The organism is Streptomyces formicae, from assembly GCF_002556545.1.
Classification (GTDB): Bacteria; Actinomycetota; Actinomycetes; order Streptomycetales; family Streptomycetaceae; genus Streptomyces; species Streptomyces formicae_A.
This window is the reverse complement of sequence record NZ_CP022685.1, coordinates 7,275,290-7,294,686: the sequence shown is the minus strand read 5'-3', so window position 1 is coordinate 7,294,686 and position 19,397 is coordinate 7,275,290. Positions and strand designations below refer to the sequence as shown.

The following is a 19,397-nucleotide window of genomic DNA, read 5'->3' as shown; positions in this document are numbered from 1 at the left end:
TCGGGTCAGCGCATCCGCCTCAGCCGGGGACGCTGCGGCGGCGCGTCCGAGCCCGGCAGGTGTGGTGCGAGGGAGGCCACCGTGGGGTGCTTGAACAGCAGCGGCAGCGGGAGTTCCACGCCGAGCGAGGCGCGGATCCGGCCCGCGAGCCGCATGCTCAGGAGGCTGTCGCCGCCGAGCGCGAAGAAGCTGTCGTCGACGGTGACCTCGGGCACCCCGAGCACCTCGGCGAAGAGCCCGCACAGGGCGCGCTCCCGCTCCGTGCGCGGCTCGCGGCCGCCCGCCACGGTGGCGTGCCCGGGGGCCGGGAGCGCGCTGCGGTCCAGCTTGCCGTTGACGGTCAGCGGCAGCGCGCCGAGTACGACGACGGCCGAAGGCACCATGTGCCCAGGAAGCTGTTCGGCCAGCGCGTCGGTGAGCCGCGCCGTGTCGACCTCGTCGGTCGCGCGGCCGCTGCCCGGCACCACGTAGGCGACGAGCCGCCGGTCGCCCGGCCTGTCCTCGCGGACGACGACCGCGGCGTGCCCGACGCCCGGCTGGGCCAGGAGCACCGTCTCGACCTCGCCGGGCTCGATGCGGAAGCCGCGCACCTTCACCTGGGTGTCGGCGCGCCCGGCGAACTCCAGTCGCCCCTCGGGCGTCCAGCGCGCCAGGTCGCCCGTGCGGTACATGCGCCCGCCGGGCACTCCGTACGAATCGGCGTACGGATCCGCGACGAAGCGCTCGGCCGACAGGCCGGGGCGCCGCACGTAGCCACGGGCCAGCCCCGCGCCCGCCACGTACAGCTCCCCCACGGTGCCCGGCGGGACGAGCCCGAGGGAGCGGTCGAGCACGTAGGTGCGGGTGCCGTCCATCGGGCCGCCGATCGGCACGGTGTCCGGGACCCGGTCGCCCGGTGCGAACGCCCGGCAGGTGGCGAAGGTCGTCGTCTCGGTCGGCCCGTACACGGCGACGACGGTGGTGCCGGGGCAGGCGTCGAGCACGGCGCGCAGCGGCTCGGGCGGCACGCGTTCGCCGCCCGTCCACACCTCGCGGAGGCCGCCGAAGCAGTCCGCCGCCTCCTCGGCGAGCAGCCGGAACAGACCGATCGTCAAGAACGCGGCGGTCAGGCCTTGTTCGGCGACGAGCCCCTTGACGGCGGGCGCGGTCAGTTCGCCGGGGGGCGCCACGACGACCCGGCCGCCGTTGAGGAGCGGCACCCAGATCTCGTAGGTGGCGGCGTCGAAGGCGTGCGACGAGTGCAGCAGGACCCGGTCGTGCGCGCCGCCGGTGAACCGCGCGTCCGCCGCGAGGGCGATCACGTCGCGGTGCGTGACGGCGACGCCCTTGGGCAGGCCCGTGGAGCCGGAGGTGTACATCACGTACGCGAGGGCGTCGGGGTGGGCCGCGGCGGTCCCGCAGCGCGGGGCGCGGGCGGCGTCCTGGGTGAGGGTGCGCGGCGCCCACGCGTCGGGGAGCAGGACGTGCGCGTCGGTGTCGCGCAGGATGAACCGGCGCCGCTCCGCGGGCCAGCGGGTGTCGATCGGCACGTAGGCGGCGCCCGACCGCACGACGGCGAGCAGCGCCACCACGAGGTCCGCCGAGCGGTCCATCGCGACGGCGACGTGCCGCCCGGGGCCGGCCCCGCACTCCACGAGCTCGCGGGCCAACGCCTCGGCGCGCACGTCCAGTTCGCGGTAGGTCAGCCGGGTCCCGCCGTCCACGACCGCGATCCGGTCCGGGGTCCTGGCCGCCTGGGCCGCGAAGAGCCGCGACAGGTCGGGCTCGCCGGGGACGGGCAGCGGGCCGTGGCCTCTCTGCGGGGCGCCGCGGCCCCAGTCGGTGAGGGCGCGCCCGCGCTCCGTCGCGGACAGGACGTCCGTGCGGGCCACCGGGCGCCCGGGGCCCGTCGCCGCAGCCCGCAGGATCCGTACGAGGCGGTCCAGGATGTCGCGCGCGGCGGCCGCGTCGAAGAGGTCGGTCCTGTGGTCCAGGCGCAGCCGCAGCCGGTCGCCGGGGTGGGTGATCAGGGCCAGCGGGTAGTGCGTGCCGCCGTGGTCCTCGGTGCCGGTGACGCGCGGTCCCGGCGTGTTCGGGTCCGCGGTGGCCTCGGTGTCGACGGGGTAGTTCTCGTGAACGACGACCGTGTCGAACAACTCGCCCTTACCCGCGACGCGTTGCAGCTCGGCGAGCCCGATGTACTGGTGGTCGATCAGCCGGGACTGCTCGTCCTGGAGGCGGGCGCAGACGGCGCCGAGGCTGTCGTCCGGTGCGACCCGGACGCGCACGGGCAGCGTGTTGATGAGCAGTCCCACCATGTCGGCCACGCCGGGCAGCTCCGGCGGCCGCACCGACACGACGCCGCCGAACACCACGTCGTCGCGTCCCGTCAGCTTGTGCAGGAGCACTGCCCAGGCGCCCTGGATCAGGGTGTTGAGGGTCAGCCCGCCCGCCGCGGCGCGGGTGCGCAGGTCCGCGGTGAGGCGCTCGTCGAGGTCGGTGGTCAGGTGCGCGGGCGCCCGTGCGGCGGCGCCGGGGCTCGCGGGGGCCGCCTCGGGGGCGAGCCGGGTGGGTCCTTCGATCCCGGCGAGCGCCGCCGACCACACGCCGAGCGACGCCTCCCGGTCCCGCCCGGCGAGCCAGGCCAGGTAGTCGCGGAAGGGACGGACCCGGGGCAGCGGCGCGGGGTCGCCGTGGTGGGCGTAGAGCGTGAGCAGTTCGCGTACGAGGACGGGGACGGACCAGCCGTCGAGGAGGATGTGGTGGTGGGTGAACGCCAACAGGTGCTCGTCGTCCGCGAGTTGCACGAGCGCGAACCGCAGCAGGGGCGGCCGCGTCAGATCGAACCCGCGCTCGCGCTCCTCGCGGAGCAACTGCGCGGCGACGGCTTGCGGGGCGGGGGGCAGGTCCGCATCGGCTGCCGCGAAGGACTCCGCCACAGGCGCCGCACCCGCGCCCACCCCCCTCAGGTCATGCTCCCGCCAGGGCGTCTCCACCTCGGCCGCGATCAGCTGCACCGGGCGGTCCAGGTCCTCGTGGAGGAACGCGGCGCGGAGGTTGGCGTGGCGGGCCAGCAGGGCGCCGCAGGCGGCTCGGAGGCGGGCGTGGTCCAGGGGGCCCGCGAGGCGCAGGATCAGCTGGACGCCGTAGCCGTCGACCGTGCCCGCCGCGCCCTCCGTGCCGTGCTGGGCGTGGTAGAGCAGCCCTTCCTGCAACGGGGACAGCGGCAGGATGTCTTCGATTTCCGCGCTCACCGCGAAGTCCTCCAGGTGTTTTCGAGGCGCTCGATCTGTTCCTGGCTGAGGGAGACGAGCGCGAGGTCGGACGGCGACCTGCCGCCCGCGTCGGGCCGCTCCGCGTGCCGGGCCAGCGCGCTCAGTCCGGCCAGCCAGGTACGGGCGAGGGAGGCCACGTCGGGTTCGGTCAGCAGGCCGCCGGGCCAGGACAGCGTGAGCCGCAGCCGCGGCCCCGCGCCGCGGTCCTCGACCAGCGTGGTGATCTCAAGGGCGTGGGACAGGGGAAGCCCCGGGGTGCCGCGCGGCGGCCCCTGCGGCGCGGCGACGGGCCGCCAGGGTTCGGGCGCGCCCGCGGCGGCGGACGTGAGCCGCCCCAGGTGGTTGAAGAGGATCTGGGGCCGGGCGAGCGCGGCGAGGGCCGGTGCCGTCCGGGAGTTGAGGTGGCGCAACAGGCCGTGGCCCACGCCGTGGTCCGGTACCGCGCGCAGTTGTTCCTTGATCCGCTTGAGTACGGCACCCGCCTCGGGCCCACCGTCCAGGACCGCGTCCCACCCGTCCGCGTCGAGCCGTACGGGATGCAGCGTCGTGAACCAGCCCACGGTCCGGCTCACGTCGGCGCCCGGCACGAGCGTCTCCTCGCGGCCGTGGCCCTCCACGTCGACGAGTACGCTCCCACCGCCCTGCCCGCCTTCTCCGTGGCGCCACGCGCCGACGGCGAGGGCGAGCCCGGCGAGCAGGACCGTCGGCACGTCGGTGCGGTAGGCGGCGGTGAGCCCGTTCAGGAGCGGGTCCACGTCCCGGTCGGGGACGGTGACCGTGAGGGATCTCGCGGTCTCCCCCAGGTCCCTTGCCGGGTCCAGGGCGCGGCCGCCCAGCGGAGGTTCGGGCGTTCGCAGGATGTCGGTCCAGGCGGGCAGCTCGGCCTCGCGGCGTGCCGAACGCGACTCGGCCACGAGCGCCGCCGCCCAGGCGCGCAGCGAGGTGCCCACGGGGGCCAGTACGGGATCGCGGCCGGCCGCCACGGCCCCCCAGGCCGCCGCGAGATCGCCGAGCAGGATCCGCCAGGACACCGCGTCGACGGCCAAGTGATGCGCGACGAGGACGAGTTGACCGCAGCTTTCGGGGCCCGCGTCGCACCAGACCGCCTGGAGCACCACCCCATCGCCCGGCCGCAGTCGGCCCTCCGCGGCCACCGTCTCCTCCGCGACGCGAGCACGCAGGCCCGCTTCGTCGAGACCGGTCACGTCGACGCGGCGTACGCATCCCGCCGCGTCGAAGGACCCGGCATCAGGGAGATGAGGCCGCCATCGCGCGCCGCCCTCGTACCCGTGATCGTCGACGTCCAGGCGCAGCCGCAGCGCGTCATGATGGCGGCCCAGGGCGTCGAGCGCCGAGATCAGGCCCGCCTCGTCGAGCCCGGCGGGGGTCCACACGAGCACCGACTGGTGGAAGGCGTCGGCCCGGCCGCCGCGTTCGCGCAGCCAGTGCATGACCGGGGTGGGCTCCAGCTCACCCGTGGCCGCCGTCTCGGCGGGCACCGCGGCCCTCGCCCCGTCGGCCGCGTCCCGCGCCACGTCGGCGAGTTCGGCGACCGTGCCGCAGCGAAACACATCGCCGGGGGTGAGGACGAGACCGGCCGCGCGGGCCCTGCTGACCAGGTCGATGGAGAGGATGCTGTCGCCGCCGAGGTCGAAGAAGCCGTCGTCGACGGTGACGGATTCCACCGCGAGCACCTCGGCGAACAGCGCGCACAGCGTGCGTTCGCGCGGCGTGCGGGGAGCCCGCCCGCCGGGGGCCGCGGTGAAGCCGGGCGCGGGGAGCGCCGCGCGGTCGAGCTTGCCGTTGACCGTCACCGGCAGCGCGTCGAGCGCCACGACGGCGGCGGGCACCATGTAGTCGGGGAGCAGGTCCCGCACGGAGCGCCGCACGTCCGCCGGATCGCAGCCGCCGCCGGACGGCACCACGTAGCCGATGAGCCGGGGCTCGCCGGGCCCGTCCGCGCGGACCACCACGGCGGCCTGTGCCACCCGGGGGTGCCCGAGCAGCGCCGCCTCGACCTCACCGGGCTCGATGCGGAAGCCGCGCACCTTCACCTGGTCGTCCACGCGGCCGACGTACTCGACCTGCCCGTCGGGGCGCCGACGCGCCAAGTCACCGGTGCGGTACATGCGTTCACCCGCGACGCCGTACGAGGCGGCGTACGGATCCGCGACGAACCGCTCCGCAGAGAGTCCTGGACGGCGCACGTAGCCGCGCGCCAACTGCACGCCCGCCACGTACAACTCCCCCACCACACCGGGCGGCACGAGACCGAGCCGCCGGTCCAGGACGTAGAGGCGGGTGTTCGCCACCGGCATGCCGATCGGCACCGGTCCCTCGGCCGTCCCGTCGTCGGCGCGGCAGTCCCACGCCGTGACGTCCACGGCCGTCTCGGTCGGCCCGTAGAGGTTGGACAGCGGCGCGTCCACCGTGGCGTGGAAGGCGGCCTCCAGCTCCCGCGTGAGGGCCTCGCCGCTGCAGAACACCCGTCGCAGCGCGGAGGGTTCGGCGGCCTTCGGCGCCTGGAGGTAGGCGCGGAGCATCGACGGTACGAAGTGGACGACGGTCACGCCGTGCGCGCGGATCGCGTCGGCCAGGTAGTCCGGGTCCTTGTGCCCATCGGGCTCGGCGACGACCAGTGTCGCGCCGCGCACCAGCGGCCAGAAGAACTCCCAGACGGAGACGTCGAAGCTCGCGGGCGTCTTCTGGAGCACGCGGTCGCCGGGGGTCAGGCCGTAGCGCTCCTGCATCCAGGCCAGCCGGTTGGCGAGCCCTTCGCGGGTCACGAGGACGCCCTTGGGCCGCCCGGTCGAGCCCGAGGTGTAGAGGACGTAGGCGGGGTGCTGTCCGCCCGCGAGGGCCGGGGCGGCCGTGCCGAGGAGGGCGTCGCCCGGACCGTCCCCCACCTCGTCGGGCACCACCACCGCGCATCCCGCCGTCGGCAGCCCCTCGGCGACGTCCCCGCGCGTCACCACGCACAACGGATCGGCGTTCTTGAGCATGAACTCCAGTCGTTCCGCCGGCAGTTGCGGATCGAGCGGCAGGAAGGCCGCGCCCGCCTTGAGCACGGCGAGGAGCGTGACGATCAGTTCGGTGGAGCGCGGGAGCGCGACGCCCACGACGCGTTCGGGGCCCGCGCCGAGGCCGGTCAGGTGCCGGGCGAGGCGCTCCGCGCGCGCCTCCAGTTCGCGGTACGTCAGCTCGGTGTCCCTGAAGACGAGCGCGACGGCATCCGGCGTCTCGTCCGCGCGCGCCGCGAAGAGCTCCGGCACGGTGGCTTCGGCGAGGTCGGCTCGCGTGTCGTTCCACTCGGTCAACAGCCGCGCCCGCTCGGCGGGTTCGAGGATGTCGACCGCGCTCAGGGGCTGATCGGCGTCGGCGGTGACCGCGTCGACGAACCGGACGAGCCGTCGCGCGATGCCCTCCGCCGTGGCCGCGTCGAACAGGTCCGTCGCGTACTCGACGGTGCCGGTGATCCCGGCGGCCGTCCCGTCGGGGGCGAACCGTTCCGCGAGCTCGAAGGAGAGGTCGAACTTGACGGCGGGCGCGGCGAGCGGCTCGCGCGCCACCTCGGCCCCGGCGAACTCCGCGATCCCGTCGGCCACCCCCTGGAAGGCGATCATCACCTGGAACAGCGGGTGCCTGGCGAGCGAGCGCCGGGGGTTGAGCGCCTCGACGAGCCGGTCGAAGGGCAGGTCCTGGTGCGCGTAGGCGGAGAGGTCGCGGTCCCTGACCCGGGCCAGGAGCTCCCGGAACGTCGGGTCGCCCGAGGTGTCGGTGCGCAGGACCAGGGTGTTGACGAAGAAGCCCACCAGGTCGTCGAGCGCCTCGTCCGTGCGCCCGGCGACCGGCGCCCCGACGGGGATGTCCTCGCCCGCGCCGAGCCGGGTGAGCAGGGCGGCGACGGCGGCCTGGACGATCATGAACGCGCTGGCGCCGCCCGCGCGGGCGAGCCGTCCGATCCGCTCGTGCAGGTGCGCGTCGATGACGAGCGGCACGGAGCCGCCCCGGTGGGAGGCGGCCTGCGGGCGCGGCCGGTCGCAGGGCAGCGCGAGTTCTTGCGGCAGTCCGTCCAACGTCTCTCGCCAGTAGGCGAGTTGCGTGGCGGCGGGGCTCTCGTCGTCGTCGGGGTCGCCGAGGAACGCGCGCTGCCACAGCGTGTAGTCGGCGTAGCTCACGGGCAGCGGCGGCAGGTCGGCGTCGTCGCCCGCGCGCCGGGCCGCGTACGCCGTGGACAGGTCGCGAAGCAGCGGCGGGAGCGACCAGGCGTCGCCCGCGATGTGGTGGATGACCAGGAGCAGGACGTGCACGTCGGCGCCGACGTGCCACAGGGTGGCGCGCAGCGGGAGGTCCCGGGTGAGGTCGAAGCCGCGCGCGGCCTCGGCGGCGAGCAGCCCCCGCACTTCGTCGGGGGCCGCGTCGCGCACGGTCAGCGCGGGTGTGCCCGCGGCGCCGGTGAGGATCCGCTGGTGGGGCCGCCCCTCGGGCCCCTGCGGGAAGACCGTGCGCAGGCTCGCGTGCCGCTCGGTGAGGTCGGACAGGGCGAGGGCGAGCGCCGTGCGATCGAGCGGGCCCCTCAGACGCAGGGCCAGCGGCATGTTGTACGTGGCGCCAGGGCCTTCGAGCTGCTCGATGAGCCAGAGGCGGCGCTGCGCGTACGAGAGCGGCAGCGGGTCGGGGCGGGCGGCCTCGGGCACCGGAAGCAGCGGCGGTCCTGTGCGCCGCACGCGGGACAGGCCCGCGGACAGCGCGGCGACCGTGGGCGTCTCGAACAGTGCCCGCATCTCCAGTTCGAGGCCGAGCGCGGAGCGCACCCGACCCGCGAGGCGCGTGGCCGTCAGGGAGTGTCCGCCCAGGTCGAAGAAGCTGTCGTCGATGCCGACGCGGTCGACACCGAGGACGTCGGCGAAGAGCCCGCACAGGGTGGCCTCCAGCGGGGTGCGCGGGGACCTGCCCGGGGTCGGCGCCCCGAAGTCGGGGGCGGGCAGGGCCGCGCGGTCGAGCTTGCCGTTCGCCGTGATCGGCAGCGCGTCCATGACGACGAAGGCGGCGGGCACCATGTAGTCGGGCAACTGTTCGGCCAGTGCGGTGCGCAGGACGCCGGGGTCGGGGGCGGCGCCGGGCCCGCCCGATGGCACGACGTAGGCGACGAGCCGCTTGTCCGCGCCGTCGCCCCTGAACTCCCGTACCAGAGCCACCGCTTGGCCGATCTCGGGGCGGCGCCTGAGGGCCGACTCGATCTCACCGGGCTCGATGCGGAAGCCCCGGACCTTGACCTGGTCGTCGGCGCGCTCCAGATGGTCGAGCGTGCCGTCGGGCCGCCATCTGGCGATGTCCCCGGTGCGGTACATGCGCTCTCCCGGCGCCCCGAAGGGGTCGGGCAGGAAGCGCCCCGCGGTGAGCGAGGGCCGACCCCAGTAACCGCGGGCGACGCCCGCGCCCGCGACGTACAGCTCGCCGGGGACGCCGATGGGCACGGGGCGCAGCCGGGCGTCGAGGACATGGGCTCGGGTGTGGTCCATGGGGCGGCCGATGGGCACGGTGTCGGGCACCGGGTCGGCGGCGGTGAACGGAAGGTGGGTGGCGAACGCGGTGGTCTCGGTCGGGCCGTAGGTGGTGCGGACCACCAGGTCGGGGCAGGCCCGCTGGAGTGCGCGGATCGCGTCGGCGGAGACCACGTCGCCGCCGGTGGAGATCTCCCGCAGCCCGGCGAAGACGTGCGGCGCCTCCTGCGCGAGCACCCGGAAAAGCCCCGCGGTGGCATGGAAGTTGGTGGCACGGTGGGTGGCGATGAGCCGCCCGATGTGCTCGGCCGTGGGCGGTGCCTCCGGTGCCACGACGACGCGGCCGCCGCGCAGCAGGGGCACCCACAATTCGTAGGTGGAGGCGTCGAAGGCGTGGTTGGCGTGGAAGACGACGCACTCGGCGACGTCGTCGCTCCAGCACCGGTCGAGGGCGAAGGCCGCCACGTTGGCGTGGGTGACGGCCACGCCCTTGGGCAGCCCTGTGGAGCCGGAGGTGAACATCACGTACGCGACGGCATCACCGGGGACGTCCGCGCCCGGCGTGCCCGCGCCTGGCGTGTCCGCGCCCGGCCCTTCCGTCTCGGCGTCGCCCACCTCGATCACGGGCGGCCCGCCCCCGGCCGTCACCGGGTGCGCGCCCGCCACGTCGTCGGTGAGCAGGGCGCGCGCCGCCGTGTCGGCGAGGATCCCGCGGGACCGCTCCGGCGGGTGCCCCCGGTGCAGCGGCACGTAGCCCGCGCCCGCCTTGAGCGTCGCGAGGATCGCCACCACCAGGTGGGCCGAGCGCCGCATCAGGAGCGCGACGAGGTCGCCGGGGGCCACGCCGCTCGCGGTGAGGCGCCGGGCAAGCCAGTCGGCGCGGGCGTTCAACTCCCCGTACGTGAGGGCCTGTTCGGAGTCGACGTCGACGAGGGCCGTCGCGTCGGGGCGCAGGCGTGCCTGGCGTTCGAAGAGGCGCGCGAGGCTCGCCGTGGGCGGCGGCGCGTCCGTGCCGGTGTCGCGCCAGGCGCGCAGCAGCTCCCGCTCGGTGTCGCCGAGCACGTCGACGTCGTCGACCGGCTCGTCGGGGGTGCGGGCGAGCGCGTCGAGGAACGCGGTGAAGCGGTCGCGGTGCCGGGTCAGCCCGGCCGCGTCGTACACCGCGGGGTTGGCCTCCAGTTCGAGGAGGACGCCGCCCTCGCCGTCCTGGGTGCCGACGGCGACCACCGACAGGTCCTTGACGGGCCCCGTCATGACCTGGTGGCGGGTGACGCGCAGGTCCGCGAAGGACGGTTCCTCCTCGTAGGCGATGGTGTTCACGGACGGGCCGTGCAGGTCGTCGGAGGCGCCCGAAAGGCCGAGTTCCGCGCGGAGTTCCTCGCCCCGGTAGCGCTGGTGCCTGATCGCCTCGCTGACCTTCGCCCGGGCCTGGGCGACCAGTCCGGCGAACGTCGTCGTCTCGTCGAGGGCGATCCGCAGCGGCAGCACGTTCACCGCCATGGAGGGGGTGGTGACCGACGCCCCGCCCACCCGGGCGGCGAGCGGCAGCCCGATGACCACCTCGCGGGCGCCGCCGATCCTGTGCAGATAGGCGGCGGTGGCGGCGACGACCAGCAGCGACCAGCGGCCCACGGCGTCCGGCACCGCGTCCAGGAGCCCCCGTACGCGCTCCCCCGGCAGCCGTACGGCGCTGCGCAGCACCTCGGCGCCGGGCGGCGCGGAGCGGCCCGCGAGGGTGGCGGGCACGGGCGCGCCGGTGAACTCCCGCAGCCAGTGGGCACGGTCGCGGGCGTGGCGGTCGGAGGCGCGGTAGCGCGCGTCCTCGTCCAGGAGCCGCCCCAGTGGCACGAAGGGGCTCGGCCCCGGGTCGCGGCCCGCCACCAGGGCGCTGTAGAGGTCGCCGAGGCGGCGCAGGTAGAGGTTCTGGCCGTACCCGTCGAGGGTGATGTGGTGGTAGCGCAGGTGCAGCCAGGCCCGGTCGTCGGCAATCCGGAGCAGGGTGTGCGCGGCGAGCGGGCCGCGGGCCGGGTCCATGGGGGCGGCGAGGTCGGCGTCCGTCCACGCGCGGGCGGCGGCCTCGCGCTCCGCCTCGGGTCCGGCCCGCAGGTCGACGACGGTCAGCGGCTCCTCGGGCACGTCCGCGATCCGCACGCGCAGTTCGTCCTCGTGGGCGACGAACCGCGTCCGCAGCGTCTCGGCCTCGGTGACCGCGCGCCGCACGGCCTCGCGCAGCAGCGGCACGTCGAGGCCGGGGCCTTCGACGACGAGGCGGACCCCGCAGTGGTAGAGCGTGCTGCCGGGGTCCAACTGGTGGGCCAGCCAGACGCCTTGCTGCGCGGCGCTCGCTGCTCGGTACGCATGGGGGTCTGACACGCCGACAGTGTCGAAGATCGCGGTATGCGGGTCTTATTGGCGCGTTATAAGTGGATGGAGGGTCATGTCGGCATACTGAGCGGCCCGTGCGGCACCGAGGGAGCGGGACGTGCGGGGACGGCCGGTGCGGCCGGGGTCACTTGCTCCCGTCCATGGCGTCGACGAGGCTCTTGGGCCGCATGTCGCTCCAGTTCCGCTCGATGTAGTCGAGACAGTCCTTACGGGCGGCCTCGCCGAAGACGGACCGCCAGCCCTCGGGCACGTCGACGAACACGGGCCACAGGGAGTGCTGGTTCTCGTCGTTCACGAGGACCAGGTACGGGGCGTCGTCGTTCTCGAAGGGGTTGGTCATGGCGCGTGTTCCTTTCCCGGGCGGTCGGTGGTGGAGCGCCAGGCGTCGCTCTCCTCGTCGAAGCCTAGTTCGACCTTCAGGGGACCGTCCTCGGCCCCCTCCACGTGGGGCCACGGCCGCTGGTCGGCCGAGCCCGTCCGGAGGCGCCCGCTCCATCGAAAGTGCAGGCCACGTCCTACCGTTAGTGCCTGGTGGGGGCCTCTGCCCCGCTTCTACGGTCTCTCCTGGACACGCAGCCGGGCCGTTCCCCACGGAGGGAGCGGCCCGGCACGACGAGTGCGGAGGGCACCGGAAGCATGGAGAAGCGGGTAGAGGCGCACGAGGAGAGCGGTCGTGGCGCCGACCCTGAAGCCTTCGCCGGGCCGGTGCCCGGGGGACCCGTCGACGCGGTGCGCGGACTCACCGCCGCCCAGGTGGCCGAGCGGGTCGCGCGGGGCCGGGTCAACGACGTCCCCGCCCGGTCGAGCCGCGGCATCGGGGAGATCGTCCGCGCCAACCTGCTGACCCGGATCAACGCGGTCATCGGCGTCCTCTTCGTGATCATCATGATCGTGGGGCCCGTCCAGGACGGCCTGTTCGGCGGCGTGATCCTCGCCAACACCCTGATCGGCATCGTCCAGGAGGTCCGCGCCAAGCGGACCCTGGACCGGCTCGCCATCATCGGCGAGACCCGGCCCCGGGTGTGGCGCGACGGCGCCCCGGTGGCGCTCGCCGCGTCCGAGATCGTCATCGACGACACCGTCGACCTGGCCCAGGGCGACCGGATCGTGGTGGACGGCCTGGTCCGCGTCGCCGAGGGCCTCGAGGTCGACGAGTCGCTGCTCACCGGCGAGGCCGATCCGGTCGTCAAGCGCCCGGGTGACACCGTGCTTTCGGGGAGCTTCGTGGTGGCGGGCACCGGCACGTTCACCGCGAACCGGGTGGGCCGCGAGGCGTACGCGGCGCGGCTCGCCGAGGAGGCCCGCAGGTTCACCCTGGTCAACTCCGAGCTGCGCAACGGCATCGACCGGATCCTGCGGTTCGTGACGCTCGCCATCGTGCCCGCGGGCATCGCGCTGATCATCACGCAACTGATGGTCAACGACGACGACGTGCCGGAGGCCGTGCGCCGCATGGTGGGCGGCCTGGTCCCGATGGTGCCCGAGGGCCTCGTGCTGCTCACCTCGCTGGCCTTCGCCGTCGGCGTGGTCCGGCTCGGCAAGCGGCAGTGCCTGGTCCAGGAGCTGCCCGCGATCGAGGGCCTGGCCCGCGTCGACACCGTGTGCCTGGACAAGACGGGCACGCTCACCGAGCCGTCCATGGACGTCGACGAGGTGCACTCGCTGGACCCGGCCTGTCCCGTGGCGGCGGTGCTCGGCGCGCTCGGCGCCGCCGACGAACGGCCCAACGCGAGCATGCGGGCGATCGTCGAGTCGCATCCGGCCCCCGACGACTGGGTGCGCACGGCCAACGCGCCGTTCTCCTCGGCGCGCCGCTGGAGCGGCGCCACCTTCGTGGAGGCGTGCGGCGTCGAGTCGACCTGGCTGATCGGCGCACCCGACACTCTCCTCCGCCCCGGCCACACGGTGCTCGTCGCCGCCGACACCTACGGCGCGCGCGGCCTGCGGGTGCTGCTGCTCGCCCGCTGCTCGCGCCCCCTAGACGAGCTCCTTCGGGATCCCGCCTCGGTGCCGGACGCGACGGTGCCGTGCGCGCTGGTCAACATCAAGCAGCGCGTCCGCGAGGAAGCCCCCGACACCTTGCGGTACTTCGCCGAGCAGGGCGTCACCACGAAGGTGATATCCGGCGACAACGCGGTCTCCGTCGGCGCGGTGGCCGCCGGGCTCGACCTGCCGGGCGCGCACCACCCCGTCGACGCCCGCTACCTGCCCGACGACCCCCGCGATCTGGCCGAAGCAGTCGGCCGGGGCAGCGTCTTCGGCCGGGTGGGGCCGCGGCAGAAGCGGGACATGGTCAAGGCCCTGCGGTCCCAGGGCCACACCGTGGCGATGACCGGCGACGGCGTCAACGACGTGCTCGCCCTCAAGGACGCCGACATCGGCGTGGCGATGGGCTCGGGCTCCCCCGCCACCCGCGCGGTCGCCCAGATCGTGCTGCTCGACAACAGCTTCGCGACGCTGCCTTCGGTGGTCGCAGAAGGCCGTCGCGTCATCGGCAACGTCGAGCGCGTCGCCAACCTCTTCCTCACCAAGACCGTCTACTCGGTCCTGATGGCGATCGTGATCGTCTGCGCGCGCGTGCCCTATCCGTTCCTGCCCCGGCACATCACGCTGATCGGCACGCTGACCATCGGCGTGCCCGCGTTCTTCCTGGCGCTCGCCCCCGGCAAGGAGCGCGCGCGGCCCGACTTCGTGGGCCGGGTGCTGCGCTTCGCGATCCCCGCGGGCGCGCTCGCCGCGCTCGCCACGTCGGTGGCGTACCTGGTGGCGCGGCAGGTGTACGCGGACGACCTGGACGCGGAGACCTCCGCGGCGACGCTCGCGCTGTTCCTCGTCGCGCTGTGGGCCCTTGCCATCATCGCCCGCCCGTACACGTGGTGGCGGATCCTGCTCGTCCTGACCATGGCGGCGGGCTTCTGCGTCGTCCTGCTCGTCCCCTTCTTGCAGGACTTCTTCCAACTGCGCCTGGTCGGCGTCACCGCGCCCTGGGCCTCGGTGGGCTGCGCCGTGGTCGCGGGCCTCGCGCTCGAACTCGTGTGGGCCTACGGCAGGCGAGGCCGCGCCGCCCTCTGAACCACCCCTGGAGGAGCGGTTCCCCCGTGCCGCTCCGAAGAAGGGGAAGGGCCGTCCGGCACACCGACGGACGGCCCTTCTCCTGCTCTCCCGCCCCGGCGCGGGCGAGCCCTCAGCCCTCCTGGACGGCGCGCCGTACCTGGTCGAGGTAGGGCAGCGCGTCCAGCGTCACGGGTCCCGGCGCTCCGAAGTCGATCAGCGAGGCCACCTCGGTGACGCCCGCTTCCCGCAGGTCGCGTACGAACCGGGTGCACTTCTCGACCGAGCCGAGCAGCGCCGACGTACGGAAGTAGCGCTCGAAGGCGTAGCTCAGGAGCTTCTCGCCGGAGAGGCGGCCGAGGTCCTGCCAGTGGTCCTTCCACAGGTCGACGGAGGACTCCAGGTACTCCAGGAAGGGCGCGCGGACGGTCTCGCGCACCGCCGCGTCGCTCTCCCCCACGAAGGTGTGCACCATGACGGTGACCTGGCCCGTGTCGGGGTCGAGGCCCGCCTTCTCGCGGGCGTCGCGGTACGCCGTGACGCGCGGCGCCAGGTCCTCGACGCGCTGGAAGAGCAGCGCGGTCAGGACGTTGAGGCCGAGCGCGCCCGCCTCGGCGAAGCCCGCCGGGTGGGAGGCGCAGGTGAGCCACATGTCCAGCTCCGGCTGGACGGGGCGCGGGTAGGTGCCGACCTCGACGTCCTCGCCCTTCCCGTTGCGCCGGGTGACGGTCTTGCCCGCCCACAGGTCGCGCAGGACGGGCACGTGGTCCCTCGTGTACGCCCTGCGGTCCTCGTAGCGCTCGGGCACCAGCGTGAAGTCGTTGGCGTTCCAGCCGGTGGCCAGGGCCAGGTCGACGCGGCCGCGCGAGAGGTTGTCGACGAACGCCCAGTCCTCGACGACGGTCAGCGGGTCGTGCAGCGGGAGCACCACGCTGCCCGCGCGCAGCCGCAGGCGGCTGGTGCGGGTGGCGAGCGCGGCCGCGGCGAGCGCCGGGTTGGGGTAGGCGCCGCCGAAGGGGTGGAAGTGCCGCTCGGGCAGCCACACGGCGGTGAAGTCGTGCTCGTCGGCGAACCGGGCCGCGTCGAAGAGCAGGTCGTACTCGGCGGGCGGGTCGTCGACCTTGCGGTTGGCGAAGTACAACAGGCTGAAGTCCATGGTCAGTTCACCGTCCCGAAGAACTCGACGAGGTGCTCAGGCGCCGACGAGCTTGCCGGCGAGCAGCTCGCCCAGGGCGGCGGGCGTGGGGTGGTTCCACATCTCCTCGGCGTCGATCTCGACGCCGAAGCGGTCCTCGATGTCGGCGGCGAGCGAGACGGCACCCACCGAGTCGAGGCCGTAGTCGGCGAACGGGCGCCGCGGATCGATGTCCTCCACAGCGCGCCGCGCGTACCCGGCGAACCGCTCGGCCAGCCAGGCCGTAAGGGACTCGACGGAATGCTCAGCAGAATTCTGACGCATGAAGAACCCCCGCACAGTAATTGAATTCCGGCAAGACGTTAGCAGTCACGCGAAGAGACCGTCAAGAATTGCGAAAACCGAGACATAACCACAGGCCAGAGCGCCTATATGGCTTCAATAACGAGGGCATAAACCAAGCTCGTAAAGTAGCCTCAAGGCGCATTTACGGGATCCCCGGAAAGGCGTCTTGGATTACCGCCCTCCATGCCAGGAATTCGCCCTAGGTAAGCCGTCCTCTTGGAGCTGGTATGTCACCGAACACCCTTGCCTACTCGGAGCTGTACACCGCGTGCGAGGACGCGGCGACGACCTACTTCACCGATCGCTTCGGCTTCCGTCTGATCGCCACGGCGGGGCCCGAGACCGGAACGGCCGACCGCCGCTCGTGGGCGCTGCGCAACGGCGCGGTCACCCTCGTCGTCACCGCGCCGGTCGGCGACGACGGCGAGGTCTCCCGTCACCTCGACGCGCACGGCGACTCCTTCGCCGACCTCGCCTTCGTCTGCGAGGACCTCGACCGGGACTACGTGCGGGCCACCGGCGCGGGCGCCACCGCGCTGCGGGCGCCCACCGACGCCGTGGACCCGGCGCGCGCGGACCGCTTCGCGGTCGTCTCGGGCTTCGGCGACCTGCGCCACACCCTCGTACAGCCGTCTCGGCCCTTCGCGGGGACGCTGCCGCCGGACCGCCGCTGGAACATCGACGACACCGCAGCCGACGCCCCGGCCCCCGCCCCCGTCCTCGGCGGCGTCGACCACATCGCCGCCTGCGTCCCGGTGGACACCCTCAAGCGGACCGTCGACTTCTACAACCAGGCGTTCGACCTGCACTACTTCTCCGAGGAGTACATCCTCGTCGGCGACCAGGCCATGGACTCCAAGGTCGTGCGCAACGAGTCGGGCGGCATCACCTTCACGCTCATCGAGCCCGACCCGACCCGCAACCCGGGCCAGATCGACCAGTTCCTCGCCGCGCACGCCGGGGCGGGCGTGCAGCACCTGGCCTTCCTCGTCGAGGACATCGTCGGCGCGGTGCGCGAACTGGGCGGCCGGGGCGTGGAGTTCCTCACCACCCCCGCCACGTACTACGACGTGATCCGCGAGCGCGTCGGGGACCTGGAGGAGCACATCGCCGACCTGCGCGAGACCAACGTCCTGGTGGACCGCGACGAGTGGGGCCACCTGCTCCAGATCTTCACCCGCTCGCCCCACGAGCGCCGCACGGTCTTCTACGAGCTCATCCAGCGCAACGGCGCCCAGGGCTTCGGCAGTTCCAACATCAAGGCGCTGTACGAGGCCGTCGAGCGCACCCGGGAGACGGCGGACGAGTGACGCTGAGCCTCGACGAGTACGCCACGCTCGCCCGGCGCGAACTCCCCGAGGACGTCTGGGACTTCATCGCGGGCGGCGCGGGCAGGGAGCGCACCCTCGCGGCCAACGAGGCGGCGTACGACACGGTGTGTCTGCGCCCCAAGGCCCTCCCCGGCTTCACCGAGCCCGACACGCACGTCCGGGTCCTCGGCGGCCGGTGGGCCGCGCCGCTCGGCGTGGCCCCCGTCGCGTACCACGAACTGGCGCACCGCGACGGCGAGTCCGGCACGGCACGGGCAGCGGGCGCACTCGGCCTGCCGCTGGTGGTCTCCACGTTCGCGAGCCAGAGCCTGGAACGGGTCGCGCGCGAGGCGAGCGCCCCGCTGTGGCTGCAGATGTACTGCTTCCGCGACGAGGAGGTGACGCGCTCGCTCGCCGGGCGCGCCGCCGCCGCGGGCTACGAGGCACTCGTCCTCACGGTCGACACCCCCTTCATGGGGCGGCGCCTGCGCGATCTGCGCAACGGCTTCCAGGTGCCGCCCCACATCGTGCCCGCCAACCTGGTCGAAGGGCTCGCCGAGGGTGCCCGGGCGGACGTCGCGGCATCGCCCGCGGCGCACAGCCGCACCGCCTTCCACCCGGCGCTCGACTGGTCGGTGGTCGCCCGGCTTCGCGAGTGGAGCGGCCTGCCCGTCCTCGCCAAGGGCGTGCTGAGCGGCGATGACGCGCGGGCCGCCCTGGACGCGGGGGTGGCCGGGATCATCGTGTCCAACCACGGCGGACGCCAACTCGACGGCGCACCGGCCACGTTGGAGGTGCTGCCCGAAGTGGTGGCGGCCGTCGCGGGCCGCTGCCCCGTCCTCATGGACGGCGGCGTCAGGCGCGGCTCGGACATCGTCGTCGCGCTCGCCTTCGGCGCCACCGCCGTCCTCGTCGGACGCCCCGTGCTGCACGGCCTCGCGGTGGACGGCACGGCGGGCGCGCACGCCGTACTCTCACTCCTGATGCGGGAGCTCGCCGACACCATGGCGCTCACCGGACGCGCCACGGTCGACGCCGTCGACGTCTCGGTCCTCGCGCCGCGCGCGATGCACCTCCGGCATCTGGAGCTTCCGTAGGATCCCTCCGCGCCAGCGGCGGGTACCCGACCTGCTCACGAGCCCCGCCTCGTACGCGAGGATCGCCGCCTGCACCCGATTCCGCACGTCGAGGGCGCCCTCGCTCCCACCAAGTGGCGCGCCGCAGGGGCCCGTTGCGCAAGACCGCCGGATAACAGGGGGATACGCGCCCCATAGCCCGCGATCCGAGACTGAAGGGGCTCGACCGGTGGGCCGCCGAAATCCCCGCGGACCGCAGACCCGGGCCGCGGAACGCGGATCCCCGTCCAAGGAGTGCCGGATGACAAGAGCGGGCACGAACACGGCAGTGATCGTCGGAGTGGGCGCCCATCTGCCGCCGAACACGGTGTCCAACCACGAGTTGGTGGAGCGCCTGGACACCACGGACGACTGGATCCGGTCCCGTACCGGCATCGCGCGGCGGCACGTCATCTCCCCCGGCACCACCACCGCCGACCTCGCGGTCGAGGCGGGCGGGCGCGCGCTGAAGTCGGCGGGCCTCGACCGGGTGGACGCCGTCGTCCTCGCCACCACCACGCCCGACAGGCCCTGCCCCGCGACGGCCCCCGAGGTGGCGTCGCGGCTCGGTATGACCGGGGTCGCCGCGTTCGACGTGTCGGCCGTGTGCACCGGGTTCCTGTACGGGCTCGCGACCGGTGCCGGGCTGATCGCCGCGGGCACCGCCGAGCACGTCCTGGTGATCGCCGCGGAGGCGTTCACCACCCTGATCGACCCCGACGACCGTACGACGGCACCCATCTTCGGCGACGGCGCCGGTGCGGTGGTGCTGCGCGCGGGCACGCCCGACGAGCCCGGCGCCGTGGGCCGGACGCTGCTCGGCAGCGACGGCGAGAACGCCGACCTCGTCGCCGTCGGCACGCGCGGCGCCGCGCGCCGCGTCGAGGGACCGCTGCCCCGCGAGGAGCGCTACTTCCGGATGGCGGGGCGTCAGGTCTTCCGGCACGCGGTGACCCGGATGTCCACCGTCTGCGCGGACGCCCTGGCCGCCGCCGACTGGACGGCGCGGGACGTCGACCTGCTCGTCGCCCACCAGGCCAACGGCCGCATCACGTCGGCCGTGGCGGACTTCGTGGGCATCCCGCCCGAGCGGCGCGCCTCCAACATCGAACGGGTCGGCAACACCGCGGGCGCCTCGGTGCCGATCCTGCTCGCCGACGCCGCGGCCGACGGCACCCTGCGCCCCGGCCACCGGGTGCTGCTCACCGCCTTCGGCGGGGGCCTCACCTGGGGTGCCACCACCCTCGTCTGGCCCGACGTCTCCCCCGTCATCTGACCCCGCCCGCTGAGGACTTCCC

Annotated in this window: 9 protein-coding genes; 4 read left to right on the top strand and 5 right to left on the bottom strand. The window is 74.1% G+C overall.

What is annotated here, in order from left to right:
- Positions 1-5: 5 nt before the first annotated feature.
- From KY5_RS31845 to KY5_RS31835, 3 genes are all read right to left on the bottom strand, one after another.
- On the bottom strand, positions 6-3,233 hold the full coding sequence (locus KY5_RS31845) for a non-ribosomal peptide synthetase (protein WP_098245445.1): 3,228 nt from the start codon (positions 3,231-3,233) through the stop codon (positions 6-8).
- Positions 3,230-11,131, bottom strand: a complete 7,902-nt coding sequence (locus tag KY5_RS31840; protein WP_098245444.1) for a non-ribosomal peptide synthetase — start codon at positions 11,129-11,131, stop codon at positions 3,230-3,232. The genes KY5_RS31845 and KY5_RS31840 overlap by 4 nt, the downstream gene beginning before the upstream one ends.
- Positions 11,132-11,267: 136 nt before the next feature.
- Positions 11,268-11,483 (bottom strand): MbtH family protein, encoded by a 216-nt coding sequence (locus KY5_RS31835; RefSeq protein WP_098245443.1) that lies wholly within the window; start codon positions 11,481-11,483, stop codon positions 11,268-11,270.
- A 296-nt stretch (positions 11,484-11,779) separates the two neighbouring features.
- Between KY5_RS31835 and KY5_RS31830 the strand changes: the two genes are divergently transcribed.
- Positions 11,780-14,215: a cation-translocating P-type ATPase gene (locus KY5_RS31830; protein ID WP_098245442.1), complete on the top strand. Its 2,436-nt coding sequence runs from the start codon at positions 11,780-11,782 to the stop codon at positions 14,213-14,215.
- A gap of 112 nt (positions 14,216-14,327) precedes the next feature.
- On the opposite strand, the gene KY5_RS31825 is transcribed toward KY5_RS31830, so the two are convergent.
- Both KY5_RS31825 and KY5_RS31820 read right to left on the bottom strand, forming a co-directional pair.
- Positions 14,328-15,350 (bottom strand): MupA/Atu3671 family FMN-dependent luciferase-like monooxygenase, encoded by a 1,023-nt coding sequence (locus KY5_RS31825; protein WP_098245441.1) that lies wholly within the window; start codon positions 15,348-15,350, stop codon positions 14,328-14,330.
- Positions 15,351-15,386: 36 nt separating this feature from the next.
- Positions 15,387-15,653 (bottom strand): acyl carrier protein, encoded by a 267-nt coding sequence (locus KY5_RS31820; protein ID WP_098247589.1) that lies wholly within the window; start codon positions 15,651-15,653, stop codon positions 15,387-15,389.
- Positions 15,654-15,901: 248 nt separating this feature from the next.
- On the opposite strand from KY5_RS31820, the gene hppD reads away from it, so the two are divergent.
- The 3 genes from hppD to KY5_RS31805 all read left to right on the top strand — a co-directional run bounded on the left by hppD (position 15,902) and on the right by KY5_RS31805 (position 19,375).
- Positions 15,902-16,984: a 4-hydroxyphenylpyruvate dioxygenase gene (gene hppD, locus KY5_RS31815; RefSeq protein ID WP_098245440.1), complete on the top strand. Its 1,083-nt coding sequence runs from the start codon at positions 15,902-15,904 to the stop codon at positions 16,982-16,984.
- A complete protein-coding gene (locus KY5_RS31810; protein ID WP_098245439.1) occupies positions 16,981-18,081 on the top strand; it encodes an alpha-hydroxy acid oxidase in 1,101 nt (366 codons plus the stop codon). The genes hppD and KY5_RS31810 overlap by 4 nt, the downstream gene beginning before the upstream one ends.
- Positions 18,082-18,361: 280 nt before the next feature.
- Positions 18,362-19,375: a beta-ketoacyl-ACP synthase III gene (locus KY5_RS31805; protein WP_098245438.1), complete on the top strand. Its 1,014-nt coding sequence runs from the start codon at positions 18,362-18,364 to the stop codon at positions 19,373-19,375.
- The last annotated feature ends 22 nt before the right edge of the window (positions 19,376-19,397 follow it).

What these genes read in the sequence shown, in the direction of transcription:
- KY5_RS31835 (WP_098245443.1), bottom strand. Translation starts at nt 11,483, where the DNA reads ATGACCAACCCCTTCGAGAACGACGACGCCCCGTACCTGGTCCTCGTG.
- KY5_RS31830 (WP_098245442.1), top strand. Translation starts at nt 11,780, where the DNA reads ATGGAGAAGCGGGTAGAGGCGCACGAGGAGAGCGGTCGTGGCGCCGAC.
- KY5_RS31825 (WP_098245441.1), bottom strand. Translation starts at nt 15,350, where the DNA reads ATGGACTTCAGCCTGTTGTACTTCGCCAACCGCAAGGTCGACGACCCG.
- KY5_RS31820 (WP_098247589.1), bottom strand. Translation starts at nt 15,653, where the DNA reads ATGCGTCAGAATTCTGCTGAGCATTCCGTCGAGTCCCTTACGGCCTGG.
- hppD (WP_098245440.1), top strand. Translation starts at nt 15,902, where the DNA reads ATGTCACCGAACACCCTTGCCTACTCGGAGCTGTACACCGCGTGCGAG.
- KY5_RS31805 (WP_098245438.1), top strand. Translation starts at nt 18,362, where the DNA reads ATGACAAGAGCGGGCACGAACACGGCAGTGATCGTCGGAGTGGGCGCC.